The organism is Enterobacter sp. GER_MD16_1505_Eko_090 (assembly GCF_003331015.1).
In the GTDB taxonomy this organism is placed as follows: domain Bacteria; phylum Pseudomonadota; class Gammaproteobacteria; order Enterobacterales; family Enterobacteriaceae; genus Enterobacter; species Enterobacter roggenkampii.
Genome location: NZ_PUQF01000018.1, coordinates 35,445 through 48,474, shown reverse-complemented (window position 1 = coordinate 48,474; position 13,030 = coordinate 35,445). Strand labels below are relative to the sequence as shown.

Sequence of the window (13,030 nt, the reverse complement as noted above, 5' to 3'; positions counted from 1 at the left end):
CGGGGTATATCCCCGGTTTTTTTAATCTGCAAATCAGGCTTTTGGTTTGTAGTTTCGTAAGGCGTTACGGCCAAGTACCACACCTGAACCAATCATTCCGCCAAGTAGCACGGCGAGGACCAGAATCACGGCTTTTTTCGGGCTGTCACGGCGGACAGGAAGATCCGGCTTCATAACGTAACGATAGACGTGGATTGTGTCCGGGTTTACGTTCAGATTCTGGATATCCAAGAGATTTCGCCTGGTCTGATAATAGGCGGTGGGGAAAACCAGTGGGCGCGATGCTTCGTTGTCAATCATCGATTTAAGCCCTTCGCTGCCAAGCAGGAATAATGTTTCCTGTGTGACATCCTGGGTTTGCTGGAGCTGTGGCGAAGTAATTTTCGCTGCCTCAGCGTTTTTCAGTGCCTCAGCAATCTGTTTGATACGCAGATCTTTTTGTTCCTGCGCGACCTTCTCCTGGTTTTGCAGGGAATCATTCAGGGTTTTGATCTGCTCCTTAATATTGTCCTTAAGATCAAGGGCTAGTTCTTTTGCGGTCTGCTCATCGACTTGCTGAATGTACTGCGCCAGCTGCTTCTGAGCCGCCTCTGCTGATGTACTGGTATAGGTGACGCTTAATGGCAGCGCTTGCCCTTTAACCGCAGGCTCGATGGTGAGTTTTTCAGGCACAGCCTGATTGTCCAGCGCCTGCGATAACGCTGAGAAAGATGCATTAAAACGGTCAATAGCGCGCGTTTGAATATCCAGCATTGAAGGTGCGGCGGTACCATAAAGGATATTCAATGCATTTGAATAGGGTGCTATCTGAGCCGCATCGGGTTGCGCAATAATTGCACTTGAGGTCCACTTTTCTTTAGCAACAAACAGATATCCGACAGCAAGGGCAATAAAAACAATAACAAAGGTTGCTATCATCCACTTTCCACGCCAAAGTTGCAGCATTAAATCAAGTAAATCAATTTGCTCAGGGTCATGATTTCGACCGACCTGGCTATTGTTGTTTTGCGTCATACAATCCCTAACAGATGAAAAAGGGCGGAACATAATTAAGTTTGCATAGTTTATCGATTACTGGCGATTTTTCTATAAGAATCCGATGAGTAATATCGGAAAGATAGGTTATGTAACTTACCCCCTTCGCGCTATGATAGATGCAGTGCGATGCGTTATGGCATCGGTAAGAATATAGCATTATGAGGAACGCTATGAAATTTTTGGTAACGGGTGCAGCGGGTTTTATCGGTGCAAATGTCAGTAAACGCCTCCTTGAGGCCGGACATCAGGTTGTTGGTATCGATAACCTCAATGACTACTACGATGTAAGCCTGAAGCTGGCGCGCCTGGAACTGTTGAAATCAGAGCGTTTCACCTTTCACAAGCTGGAGTTAGCAGACCGTGAAGGCATGGCTGCGCTTTTCGCTACTGAGAAGTTTGATCGTGTGATTCATCTGGCCGCGCAGGCGGGTGTTCGTTACTCCCTGGAAAACCCCCATGCGTACGCGGACGCCAACCTTATCGGCCACCTCAACGTACTGGAAGGCTGCCGCCATAACAACGTTCAGCATCTGTTGTATGCCTCATCCAGCTCCGTATATGGCCTCAATCGCAAGATGCCCTTCTCCACTGACGATTCCGTGGATCACCCGGTTTCGCTTTATGCCGCGACCAAAAAAGCCAATGAGCTGATGTCGCACACCTATTCGCATCTCTACAACCTGCCGACAACTGGGCTGCGCTTCTTTACCGTATACGGTCCGTGGGGACGCCCGGACATGGCGCTGTTTAAGTTTACCAAGGCGATGATTGAAGGCAAAAGCATTGATGTCTATAACTACGGTAAGATGAAGCGCGACTTTACGTATATTGATGATATCGCTGAAGCCATTATTCGTCTGCAGGATATTATTCCTCAGTCAGATCCAAACTGGACCGTTGAGACTGGCTCACCGGCAACCAGTTCAGCGCCTTATCGTGTTTACAACATCGGTAACAGTTCACCAGTCGAGCTGATGGATTACATTACCGCGCTTGAAGACGCGCTGGGTAAACAAGCAGAGAAAAACATGCTGCCTCTCCAGCCAGGAGACGTGCTGGAAACCAGCGCCGACACTAAAGCGCTGTATGACGTGATTGGTTTTAAACCGCAAACCTCAGTCAAAGACGGAGTAAAGAACTTCGTTGACTGGTATCGCAAGTTTTACAACGTCTGAAAATAAAAAACCCGGCAAATCAGCCGGGTTTTTTATCACGAAAAGACTTAGTCACTACCGAAGAGATCGCGGGTATAGACTTTGTCAGCGACGTCAGCCAGTTCTTCGGCCATTCGGTTCGAGATAATGACATCCGCTTCCTTTTTGAAGGCATCCAGATCGCGGATCACGCGTGAATTAAAGAACTGATCGTCCGACATGGCAGGTTCATAGATAATAACCTCAACGCCTTTTGCCTTGATACGCTTCATGATCCCCTGAATGGAAGAGGCACGGAAGTTATCGGAACCACTCTTCATGATCAGACGATACACACCGACCACTTTCGGCTGACGTGCAAGGATAGAATCGGAGATGAAGTCTTTACGCGTACGGTTGGCATCAACAATCGCCGAGATGAGGTTATTCGGCACCGCCTGATAGTTTGCCAGCAGCTGCTTCGTATCTTTTGGCAGGCAATAGCCACCATAGCCAAATGACGGGTTGTTGTAGTGATTGCCAATGCGCGGGTCGAGGCACACCCCTTCAATAATCTGGCGAGTATTCAGTCCGAGGCTTTCTGCGTAGCTGTCGAGCTCATTAAAATAAGCCACTCGCATCGCCAGATAGGTATTCGCGAAGAGCTTGATCGCCTCAGCTTCAGTGGAGTCGGTAAACAGCACCTGAATATCTTTCTTGAGCGCCCCCTCCTGTAGCAACGCAGCAAAGCGTTCAGCGCGCTCAGAACGTTCGCCAATAACGATACGCGAAGGATGCAGGTTATCGTAAAGCGCTCTTCCCTCACGCAGGAATTCCGGTGAGAAGAAGATATTTTCAATACCGAACTTTTCTTTGATGGATTTGGTAAAACCGACAGGAATGGTCGATTTAATGACCATCACCGCATCCGGATTTATCGCGATAACATCCCCAATCACCGCTTCCACAGTTGAGGTGTTGAAGTAGTTGGTTTTGGGATCGTAGTCAGTAGGCGTCGCAATGATGACGTAATCCGCATCGCGGTATGCATCTTCTTTATCAGTCGTGGCGCGGAAATTCAGCGGTTTATTGCTGAGATAGTCCTGGATTTCTTTATCGACAATCGGCGATTTTTTCTGATTGAGCATGTCCACTTTGGCCTGCACGATATCCAGCGCAACCACTTCATGATTTTGAGCAATCAAAATGCCGTTAGAAAGACCGACATACCCTGTTCCGGAGATTGTTATTTTCATTCGCTAATGACTTCTGTGAGTTAACTGTACTGATGGTCGCCAGACCATCGCGATAAACATAACTGTTGGGCTTTGTACCTCCTGACAAACTGAGCTGTCAAGGCAAACCAGGAGTAATCACTGCGAGGAGAATGAGATTCAGACTACTTCGAGTAACAGGCGGCAGTTTTTGCATAAAAAAACCCGGAGACAGGCTCCGGGTTTCGGTGACAGCGAGTCAGTTAACTTATTCCATCCATTCGGTATGGAATACGCCTTCTTTATCGGTACGCTTGTAGGTATGCGCACCGAAGTAGTCACGCTGGGCCTGAATCAGGTTAGCAGGCAGAACGGCAGCACGGTAGCTGTCGTAGTAGGCTACTGCAGCAGAGAAGGTTGGAACCGGAATACCGTTCTGAACAGCATAGGCAACTACATCACGCAGCGCCTGCTGATATTCGTCCGCAATCTTCTTGAAGTACGGTGCCAGCAGCAGGTTGGCGATACCGGCGTTTTCAGCATAGGCATCGGTGATTTTCTGCAGGAACTGCGCGCGAATGATGCAACCCGCACGGAAGATCTTCGCAATCTCACCGTAGTTCAGATCCCAGTTGTTCTCGTCTGATGCCGCACGCAGCTGAGAGAAGCCCTGCGCGTAAGAAACGATTTTACCCAGGTACAGTGCACGACGCACTTTTTCAACGAATTCGGCTTTATCACCCGCTGGTTTAGCCTGTGGGCCAGACAGTACTTTAGATGCCGCGACGCGCTGCTCTTTCAGAGAAGAGATGTAACGCGCGAAGACAGATTCGGTGATCAGTGACAGCGGCTCGCCCAGATCCAGAGAGCTCTGGCTGGTCCATTTACCGGTGCCTTTGTTCGCTGCTTCATCCAGAATCACATCAACCAGGTATTTACCCTCTTCATCTTTCTTCGTGAAGATATCTTTGGTGATGTCGATCAGGTAGCTGTTCAGCTCGCCTTTATTCCATTCAGTGAAGGTTTCAGCAAGCTCTTCGTTAGAAAGGTTCAGGCCACCTTTCAGCAAGGAGTAGGCTTCAGCAATCAGCTGCATATCGCCGTATTCAATACCGTTGTGCACCATTTTCACATAGTGACCCGCACCGTCCGGACCGATATAAGTCACGCACGGCTCACCATCTTCTGCAACAGCAGCGATTTTGGTCAGAATAGGCGCAACAAGTTCGTATGCTTCTTTCTGGCCGCCAGGCATGATGGATGGGCCTTTCAGCGCGCCCTCTTCGCCACCGGATACACCGGTACCGATGAAGTTGAAACCTTCAGCGGACAGTTCACGGTTACGACGAATGGTGTCCTGGAAGAAGGTATTACCGCCATCAATGATGATGTCACCTTTTTCGAGGTAAGGCTTCAGGGAGTCGATAGCTGCATCGGTACCTGCGCCTGCTTTCACCATTAACAGGATACGACGAGGCGTTTCCAGAGACTCAACAAACTCTTTAACCGTATAGAAAGGAACCAGTTTCTTGCCTGGGTTCTCGGCAATCACTTCTTCGGTCTTATCACGGGAGCGGTTGAAAACGGAGACGGTATAACCACGGCTTTCGATGTTGAGCGCCAGGTTGCGCCCCATTACTGCCATACCGACAACGCCGATCTGTTGCTTGGACATTACATACTCCTGTCAGGTGTGGATACCCCGCCGGAATGAAAGCGACGGGTTAAGTAAAAAACATGTTAACTCAAGGGAGAGGTAAGAGGGTAGCAATTGATGCACTCATCACAAAACTGCATATTTTCTAGTAAATTATCGTCTGAGGATCTCAGTATGCACCATCACGATGTAACACAACTTTCACCGTCTTAAACAAAATGGCTATGTCATTCCATAGTGTCCAGTTCTTGACGTACCAGGCATCAAAATAGACGCGTGTATCATAATCAACATCATTACGGCCACTCACCTGCCATAAGCCCGTCATGCCAGGCTTCGCCATGAGATAATAGTCAACATCATCACAGTACCGCTCCAACTCGTCAGAAATGATAGGCCGCGGTCCGACAAGGCTCATTTCGCCTTTAAGCACATTAAATAATTGCGGTAATTCATCAAGGCTGGTTTTACGAATAAAACGCCCCACAGCGGTAATACGTGGATCATTCTTTAATTTAAAATCTTTTTCCCACTCAGCCCTCGCCTCCGGATCGCTATCAAGAAGCTCTTTTAACACTTCCTGAGAATTCATCACCATTGAGCGAAATTTGTAGCACGGGAACAACTTACCGTTTCGTCCTACGCGCTGATGACCATAAATGGCTGGCCCACCATCACGAGTCACTTTGTACCACAGGTAAATCATAAGTGGTGATGCGACCAACAATATTAATGAAGAGCAAACAATATCGAAAGTACGTTTAAGAAAACGAGAGGTCCTTTTGGCAAGATTGTTTTGTATCCTCAATAACATCACTTCATGGCTAAAAATGAAGGACATATCGGTATTATATAAGGGCAATCCGCGGAAAGAAGGCACAACTGTAACTGAACGACAATGGTGTTTAGATAACTCACGAAGCCATAATTGTGTTTTATCAGGCTCGGTATATTCATAGGCAAGTATATAGTGAATATCTCCGGTGCGATTTAAACTCCAAATTTTTTCTACATCTTGTATTACAGGTAGGGAACAAATCTCAGATGATGCAGCATCAGTATCAAAGAAAGCCACAACATTAAAACCCATCATCTCTTCGCTCTGCAAGGCATTGTATGCGCCGATTGCATTTTCACCGCATCCAAAAATGACGGTTGTTTTTTTCCAGATACCTAATTTATTTAGCAAGTGTTTTGTTAGAACACGGAATAAGGGCACCAAAATCAGCGCAAACGACCAGCAGAACACCCAAACATAACGAGAAAACTGCCATTTTGTAAACGCAATCAGGGCCAAATCAAACACGGCAAAAATAACAATTGTCCGAATAATTTCTTTTAATTCATACCAAAATGGTTTGCGATAAGTGTAATGACGCAAACGTATCCAAAACCATCCTACACAGACGATTGAAAGTATGAAATGCGAAATGAAGCGCGAGTCTAATTGTTCTTGCGGAATAAAACGCTGAACCTCATTAAAAATTAAATATACGCACCCTAAAGATAGCCACAACGCTACATTGAAAAAAAATAAATCTGAAATAGCCAATAACATCTTACATAACTGTGGATTATACTTGTTATCAATACTATCCATTAAACTCACGCCCTCTAAATGGGTACCAAATAGCCAAGTTAAGCGTTCACAAGATAAACGCTTAAGGTCTACTATATTTAAAGATTTTACCCAACCTGCTTTTCGATATTAGCAAGGACAGTTTCAACAAGTTTGTATGCTGCGTCTTGAGTGTCAGCCTCTGCATAACAACGTAGCTCAGGAGCATTGCCTGAAGGGCGCAAATGTACAATACTATTATTGTCCAATGTAATTCGCAACCCATCAGTAATATCTGAGTTCAATATCTGACAATCATCTAATCCGATATAATCCATAAACTTAACGGGGTCTGATAGTCCTAAATTAATTAATGACACGCTTGTTAGAGAATCTACATTCTGTAATCTATTGGAATGGGTATAACGTGCTGGCAGCTGTGAAACAAGTTCACCGATGCCATAATCTTTTGCTCTATAAAGTAGCATAATAGCAGGGAGGACTGCATCACGAGTTGGTAACGCTCTAAGCAAGTGCTGGTTAATAAAGACATCACTGCCCAATAAAAAACCACCATTAGCTTCAAAACCTACAACACAATTATAATTTGCAGCTAGCTCCGCAAATGCAGCAATAACATAAGGAGAACCAATTTTGGTTCGCATCACATGCTTAAAGTAATTATGTGAAGAAATGATACTATTACAACTTACAGGAACCGCTACAGCATCCGCTGTTAATTCCAGTGAACATAATAAGCCTAAAACATCACCTCGCAACCAATTTCCATTTTCATCTGCGATAAGAGGCCTGTCACCATCTCCATCAGTAGAAAATATTGCATCTAGCTGTAATTCCTTTGCCCATTTTATTGCCTTACGACTATCATCTTCACTTACTGCTTCAGTATCAATAGGGACAAATTCATCACTTCTGGCTAAACTGATAACAGTAGCACCCAAAGCAATAAACAAAGGCTTATAAAGATCCCGGCCCGCACTTGAATGCTCATAAATGCCAATACGTTTATTTTTCAGGAATGGTGTTGAAAATAACGAGGTATATCGTGCAATATAATTTTCAGCGGCAAGCGAGGAAGTCAACAACTCTTCTTTCTTAATGTATCCGAATGAAGCTTCAGCTTGAACAATAGCATTTTCATCCTCTTTAGTAATTTCACCGTCAGGTCTATAAAACTTTAGGCCATTGCGATCAAACGGGATATGACTACCCGTGATCATGATCGCAGGCACATAATCAGACATAGATTGATAAGCTAAGGCTGGAGTAGGTACAACTCCATAGAATACAGTATCAATTCCTTTGCCCTTTAGCGCCGCGGCACAAGCCTGAGCCATTTGGTAGCTACTTGGTCTATTATCAATTGCAAGTGCTATAGTATCGAACGAAAATTGTTGCTGCATTACGGTCAGGAATGAAACAGTAAAAGCAGCACAAACCTCAGGTGTAAAATCGCTAACAAGACCACGGGCACCGCTAGTTCCAAAAGCAATGCCTGAATTTTTGATAATATCTCGACTATTATAAACCAGGTTCATTTATCTCTCACTCTGAATATCCAAAACGCGTTTCCATGCGAATAATATCATCCTCGCCAAGGTAATTTCCTGACTGGATCTCAATAAGCTCTAACGGGATTAAGCCTGCGTTTTCAAGTGCATGGAGAGTATTAACGGGTATAAATGTTGATTCATTTTCTGAAACTAAAAAAGTCTTTTCGTCTTTTGTAACACGAGCGGTACCCGACACGACTATCCAGTGTTCTGCTCTATGCTTATGCAATTGTGCGACAAATTTTTCACCCGGTTTAACATTTATACGTCGGACAAGGTAATTAACACCATTGTCAATTACAGTATATTTGCCCCACGGGCGAAACACTTCTAAATGATGTACATGCTCTTTTCTGTTATTATCTTTTAGATAATCAACAATTTTTTTAACATCTTGTACTGAGTCTTTATTGGCGACCAATAAAGCATCAGAGGTCTGAACAATAACTAAATTATTTACACCAATCGTGCTAATAAAGGAGTTTTCGGAATATATGTAGTTACCTTCACTGCAGTGTGCAAACACATCTCCGTGCAAAACATTCTTTTGCTGATCTTTTTTTGATATATCCCATAATGAAGACCACGATCCTACATCTGACCAGCCGGCATCCATAGGTACAACCGCTGCATGCTGTGTATGTTCCATGACTGCATAGTCTATTGAATCACTTGGGCATGCAGTAAACGCCTCTTTATCGATACGAATAAAATCCAGATCCGGGTTGATATGTCTTACAGCTTTCTGGCAAGCATCATATATTTCGGGTGATAGATGTTTTAATTCATTCAGATAACATTTTGCACTGAATAAAAACATTCCACTATTCCAGTAATATTGCCCTGATTCGATATAATCACGTGCGGTATCATAATCTGGTTTTTCAACAAATTCCGCTACAGCAAATGCATCGCCCCCAATTGCATCACCTCTACGAATATAGCCATAACCCGTTTCAGCATGTGTTGGGACTATACCGAACGTGACCAACTTACCGAGAGCAGCCAGAGATTCAGCATGGTTAATAGCTTCGATAAAGGCTTCCTCATTCTGGATGACGTGATCCGCAGCCAGAATCAGCAAGAGTGGATTTTCCACATCTGAATTTTGGAGAGCACAAAAGGCGGCAAGGGCAATAGCAGGCGCTGTATTACGCCCAACAGGCTCAAGAATAATATTATTAGCTAGTTTATCAAGTGCACGAAGTTGTTCAGCAACGAGGAAGCGATGTTTGTCGTTACAGATGACAATAGGATCACTAGCTAAAAGTGGAGACAGCCGTCTGATGGTATTTTGTAACATCGAATATTCACCCTCTACAGTTAAAAACTGTTTCGGATGATGTTCACGCGAAAGTGGCCACAAGCGACTACCCGTCCCCCCAGCCATAATTACTGGTACTAATTTAGACATGTAATAAACCATTATTTACGTTTAATAATTTTCTCTGTAGTGAAAAGACTCCACTTTTCTTGTACAAAGTTTCTGAATTCCTGATCAAATCTTGCACGCGAAAATCTTTCGGCATTTTCTCTACATGCATTAGGTGTGAATAGTGATTGTGTCTTCTCAAACTCATCGATTGCGTCATGCAATGAAGTAACTGTCTGTTGCTTAAAGAAGATACCTGTTGGATTTTCGATACCGACCGGTCTAACAGTTTCCAAAGCACCACCTTTGCCAAATGCAATGACAGGTGTCCCACAGGCCTGAGCTTCAACAGGAATTATTCCAAAATCTTCTTCTGCTGCAAACACAAACGCTTTCGCATTCTGCATATGTTCTTTTAAAACAGAAAATGGCTGGTATCCAAGCAAAGTTATATTATCTTTTACCTTGCTTTGTATTTTCTTCATTTCAGGTCCATCACCAATAACTATCAATTTCTTATCTGGCATTTGGCTGAAAGTTTCGACAATGAGATCAATACGCTTATACGGAACCATACGAGAGGCAGTAAAGTAATAATCCTGCTTTTCGTTATTTACTTCAAAATTTTCAACATCTACAGGTGGATATATTACAGAAGCTTCTCGTCCGTATACTTTTTTTATTCTACGTGCGATGTATTGTGAATTAGCAATAAAGTGATCAACTCCATGAGCTGTACGATAGTCCCAAATCCGTATTTTGTGAAGAAACCATTTAGCTAACCACCCTTTAACGCCAGTATTCAGACCAGACTCTCGCAGATATTGATGCTGTAAATCCCATGCATATCTAATTGGAGAGTGAACATAGCTAATATGTAGTTGATCTGGCCCTGTAATAACTCCTTTCGCAACAGAATGAGCACTACTAATGATAATATCTGCTTCAGAAACATCCAACTGTTCAATAGCTAAAGGCATCAATGGAAGGTATTTTTGATAGTATTTTTTAGCTTTTGGTAACTTTTGAATAAATGATGTCGTTGCATGTTTCCCCAGAAAATTCTTTCTTTGTTCTTCTGTTAAGAAATCAACAACTGAAAAAAGTTCAGCCTCAGGAAAAGCATGTAATATCGCTGATGAGACCTGTTCAGAACCCGCGTAGCTTAATAACCATTCATGAACAAGAGATATTTTCGCCTCATTTACTTTCATTGCATGCCTCTTTAAATGCCATTTCGATCTTATTTATAACGTTTTGCCAAGTAAACTTTTGGGCACGAATAAGGCCTTCAGAGATTAATTGCTCGCGTAGTATCGAATCATTAACTAATTTTGTAATGCCATCTGTAATAGCATCTACCGAAGTAGGTTCTACCAGTATAGCAGCGTTTCCTGCGACCTCTGGCAAGGATGAAGTAGTTGAAGTTAATACGGGGACACCACAAGCCATAGCCTCAACTACTGGTAATCCAAATCCTTCATATAATGAAGGGAAAACTAACCCTTTCGAGCCTTTATATAATGATGGTAAGTCATGGTCGGAAATAAACCCCAAAAAATTAACACGCTCACCTAACCCACACTCCATTATTAGTTTTTCTAAATTATCGCTTGGATTTCCTGAAAAAACGAGTTTAATAGAAGGATTAATTTCTGCTTTAGCAAAAGCGGAAATTATACGGTGCTCATTCTTATGAGTTTTCCTATTTCCAATGCATAATAGATATTCATATCCAAGTTCCATTGGTCGGACATCAATATTAAATTCCTCAGAAACGCCATTAAATACAGTTATAATTTTATCCGGTTCAACACCTGACCACTTTGCTATTCTTTCTTTAGAAAATTCAGAAACCGTGAAAATCTTATAGGCTTTATGACATCCACGCTTAATAAAATAATTATAAAATAATTTTTTAAAAAAAGATGAGTTATCATCTATATCAAGATGATTTAAATCATGAATTGTCACAATATACCTTTTTGAGGAGAATAAAGGAGGTATATAGCCAGGAAGAAAAATCAAATCGGCTTTATTAAGTAAGGCAATATTAATAGCCAAGCCCAAGGGAGCTATAGGAGAAGCACATTTTTTATATATTTTTTTGAGAGATATATCCGGGAGTCTTTTAGCGATCTCATCAGTAAAACGCCCAATCCCGCCCATGTTAGACCAACTAACATCCATAAATATTTTTTTATTATTCATTAGTATTGAACCTGTTGTTGGTTAGGTTAAGAAAAGGTATTAATGCAAGAACCGACCAATAAAAAATTGAAAAAGTTGATGATGAAGGGGCAGAACTTAACGCAGCACTTATAAAGAAAGCGACTCCAAGCAAAAAATAGATTCTTAAATGAGTATAGTTTCGATGTGAACCATATTTTTTATCCAAAAAAACCGAAGAATAAAATTGGCTTGCCATATAGAACATATTTATAAATAAACCAACAATACCAGTTTCGAGTGCCATCCAGAAAAAGTAGTTATCAGTATTCAGTCTATTATCTTTTTCTGAAAGCATATTTCCAGAACCTTGTGTGCCTAAGCCTATACCTGATGGATGCTCTGAAAGATAACTCAATGAATTTATCGCCATATCTATTCGTCCCTGTGTCGATCCACGAGAACTCTGCGAGGAGTCTGTAAACCTGCCCACTAAGGTATCAATATAATTGTCAAAGATATTTGTGGACACGACCAGAATAGGTATAAAGATCACAAATAACGTAATACCGCTTAGTAGCATCTTTCGATTTGAAATAATGTAAAAAGCATAGATGATAACCGCAACAAGGATAGCCCCTCTTGTTAGGGTCATACAGATTGCAGTAAAAATAACCAAGCTAACAATTAGCATCCATGTCCTTTTATATCCTTGCGAAAAACACTCCATACATAACAAGATACCTAGCGCCAACATATATCCGAAATTCAGTGCATCGCTAAAGCCACCAGTGGCCCGAATCATTCCATCATAGCTGTTAATAAGATTTAATTGATCACCAGCATAATGCTCATCATAACCAAGTAATTTAACGAACTCACCTTTCATTAACACATCGATAATCGATATGACGGCAACAGCAGACATTAAAAGGATAATATAGACAACAATTTTTTTAACATTTAACGATTCTGGGTACGATACGTTCAATATTGCTAAAGAGATGAAGACTGCGGGGAATAAAATATAACTTCTAGCTCCCATTATTGCTTGTACTTTGTCATATGAAAAAATAATCAATGCTGCAACCCATGAAATTAATGCTATCCATACAAAGATGGTAAAAATCAGTGATACAGGAGATTTTTTTCTATCAATGACAAAACGCAAAAGTACAGATAATACAAACAGTGCGTTCAACACATCTCTAAGGATGGCACCAGGAGGAAATGGCAAGATTCCGACCATCCATGAACTGATGTATGGAGAAAATAAATTAATACATAATATCGCAGCAAAGAATATATTCATATA

Annotated in this window: 10 protein-coding genes; 1 reads left to right on the top strand and 9 read right to left on the bottom strand. The window is 42.3% G+C overall.

Going from position 1 to position 13,030, the window contains the following annotated elements; all coding sequences use genetic code 11:
• Positions 1-33: 33 nt before the first annotated feature.
• Positions 34-1,014 carry an LPS O-antigen chain length determinant protein WzzB gene (gene wzzB / locus C6A40_RS18875; RefSeq protein ID WP_045337071.1) on the bottom strand — a complete coding sequence of 327 codons (981 nt, stop codon included), beginning with the start codon at positions 1,012-1,014 and terminating at the stop codon, positions 34-36.
• 194 nt (positions 1,015-1,208) lie between these two features.
• Between wzzB and C6A40_RS18870 the strand changes: the two genes are divergently transcribed.
• On the top strand, positions 1,209-2,213 hold the full coding sequence (locus C6A40_RS18870) for an NAD-dependent epimerase (RefSeq protein WP_045337070.1): 1,005 nt from the start codon (positions 1,209-1,211) through the stop codon (positions 2,211-2,213).
• Positions 2,214-2,260: 47 nt separating this feature from the next.
• Here C6A40_RS18870 and ugd read toward each other — a convergent pair whose 3' ends face one another.
• The 8 genes from ugd to C6A40_RS18830 form a co-directional block, all read right to left on the bottom strand.
• The gene (gene ugd, locus C6A40_RS18865; protein ID WP_045337069.1) at positions 2,261-3,427 is read right to left on the bottom strand and encodes a UDP-glucose 6-dehydrogenase; all 1,167 of its coding nucleotides are present in this window, start codon (positions 3,425-3,427) and stop codon (positions 2,261-2,263) included.
• Between the two features lie 226 nt (positions 3,428-3,653).
• A complete protein-coding gene (gene gndA, locus C6A40_RS18860; protein ID WP_028013772.1) occupies positions 3,654-5,060 on the bottom strand; it encodes an NADP-dependent phosphogluconate dehydrogenase in 1,407 nt (468 codons plus the stop codon).
• Between the two features lie 151 nt (positions 5,061-5,211).
• Positions 5,212-6,642 carry an undecaprenyl-phosphate galactose phosphotransferase gene (locus tag C6A40_RS18855; protein WP_114191332.1) on the bottom strand — a complete coding sequence of 477 codons (1,431 nt, stop codon included), beginning with the start codon at positions 6,640-6,642 and terminating at the stop codon, positions 5,212-5,214.
• Positions 6,643-6,728: 86 nt separating this feature from the next.
• A complete protein-coding gene (locus tag C6A40_RS18850) occupies positions 6,729-8,159 on the bottom strand; it encodes a phosphomannomutase (protein ID WP_045337065.1) in 1,431 nt (476 codons plus the stop codon).
• A gap of 7 nt (positions 8,160-8,166) precedes the next feature.
• Positions 8,167-9,588 (bottom strand): mannose-1-phosphate guanylyltransferase/mannose-6-phosphate isomerase, encoded by a 1,422-nt coding sequence (locus C6A40_RS18845; RefSeq protein WP_045337080.1) that lies wholly within the window; start codon positions 9,586-9,588, stop codon positions 8,167-8,169.
• Positions 9,589-9,599: 11 nt separating this feature from the next.
• A complete protein-coding gene (locus tag C6A40_RS18840; protein ID WP_045337063.1) occupies positions 9,600-10,760 on the bottom strand; it encodes a glycosyltransferase family 4 protein in 1,161 nt (386 codons plus the stop codon).
• Positions 10,747-11,757 (bottom strand): glycosyltransferase family 4 protein, encoded by a 1,011-nt coding sequence (locus tag C6A40_RS18835; protein WP_045337061.1) that lies wholly within the window; start codon positions 11,755-11,757, stop codon positions 10,747-10,749. Before C6A40_RS18835 ends, C6A40_RS18840 begins: the two co-directional genes overlap by 14 nt.
• Entirely contained in the window at positions 11,750-13,027 is a 1,278-nt protein-coding gene (locus C6A40_RS18830) for an O-antigen ligase family protein (RefSeq protein WP_269802220.1), read from the bottom strand. Before C6A40_RS18830 ends, C6A40_RS18835 begins: the two co-directional genes overlap by 8 nt.
• Between the last annotated feature and the right edge of the window lie 3 nt (positions 13,028-13,030).

Excerpts from the sequence above, each read along its gene's own strand:
- wzzB (WP_045337071.1), bottom strand. The coding sequence starts at position 1,014 with ATGACGCAAAACAACAATAGCCAGGTCGGTCGAAATCATGACCCTGAG.
- C6A40_RS18835 (WP_045337061.1), bottom strand. The coding sequence starts at position 11,757 with ATGAATAATAAAAAAATATTTATGGATGTTAGTTGGTCTAACATGGGC.
- ugd (WP_045337069.1), bottom strand. The coding sequence starts at position 3,427 with ATGAAAATAACAATCTCCGGAACAGGGTATGTCGGTCTTTCTAACGGC.
- C6A40_RS18855 (WP_114191332.1), bottom strand. The coding sequence starts at position 6,642 with ATGGATAGTATTGATAACAAGTATAATCCACAGTTATGTAAGATGTTA.
- C6A40_RS18845 (WP_045337080.1), bottom strand. The coding sequence starts at position 9,588 with ATGTCTAAATTAGTACCAGTAATTATGGCTGGGGGGACGGGTAGTCGC.
- gndA (WP_028013772.1), bottom strand. The coding sequence starts at position 5,060 with ATGTCCAAGCAACAGATCGGCGTTGTCGGTATGGCAGTAATGGGGCGC.
- C6A40_RS18840 (WP_045337063.1), bottom strand. The coding sequence starts at position 10,760 with ATGAAAGTAAATGAGGCGAAAATATCTCTTGTTCATGAATGGTTATTA.
- C6A40_RS18830 (WP_269802220.1), bottom strand. The coding sequence starts at position 13,027 with ATGAATATATTCTTTGCTGCGATATTATGTATTAATTTATTTTCTCCA.
- C6A40_RS18850 (WP_045337065.1), bottom strand. The coding sequence starts at position 8,159 with ATGAACCTGGTTTATAATAGTCGAGATATTATCAAAAATTCAGGCATT.
- C6A40_RS18870 (WP_045337070.1), top strand. The coding sequence starts at position 1,209 with ATGAAATTTTTGGTAACGGGTGCAGCGGGTTTTATCGGTGCAAATGTC.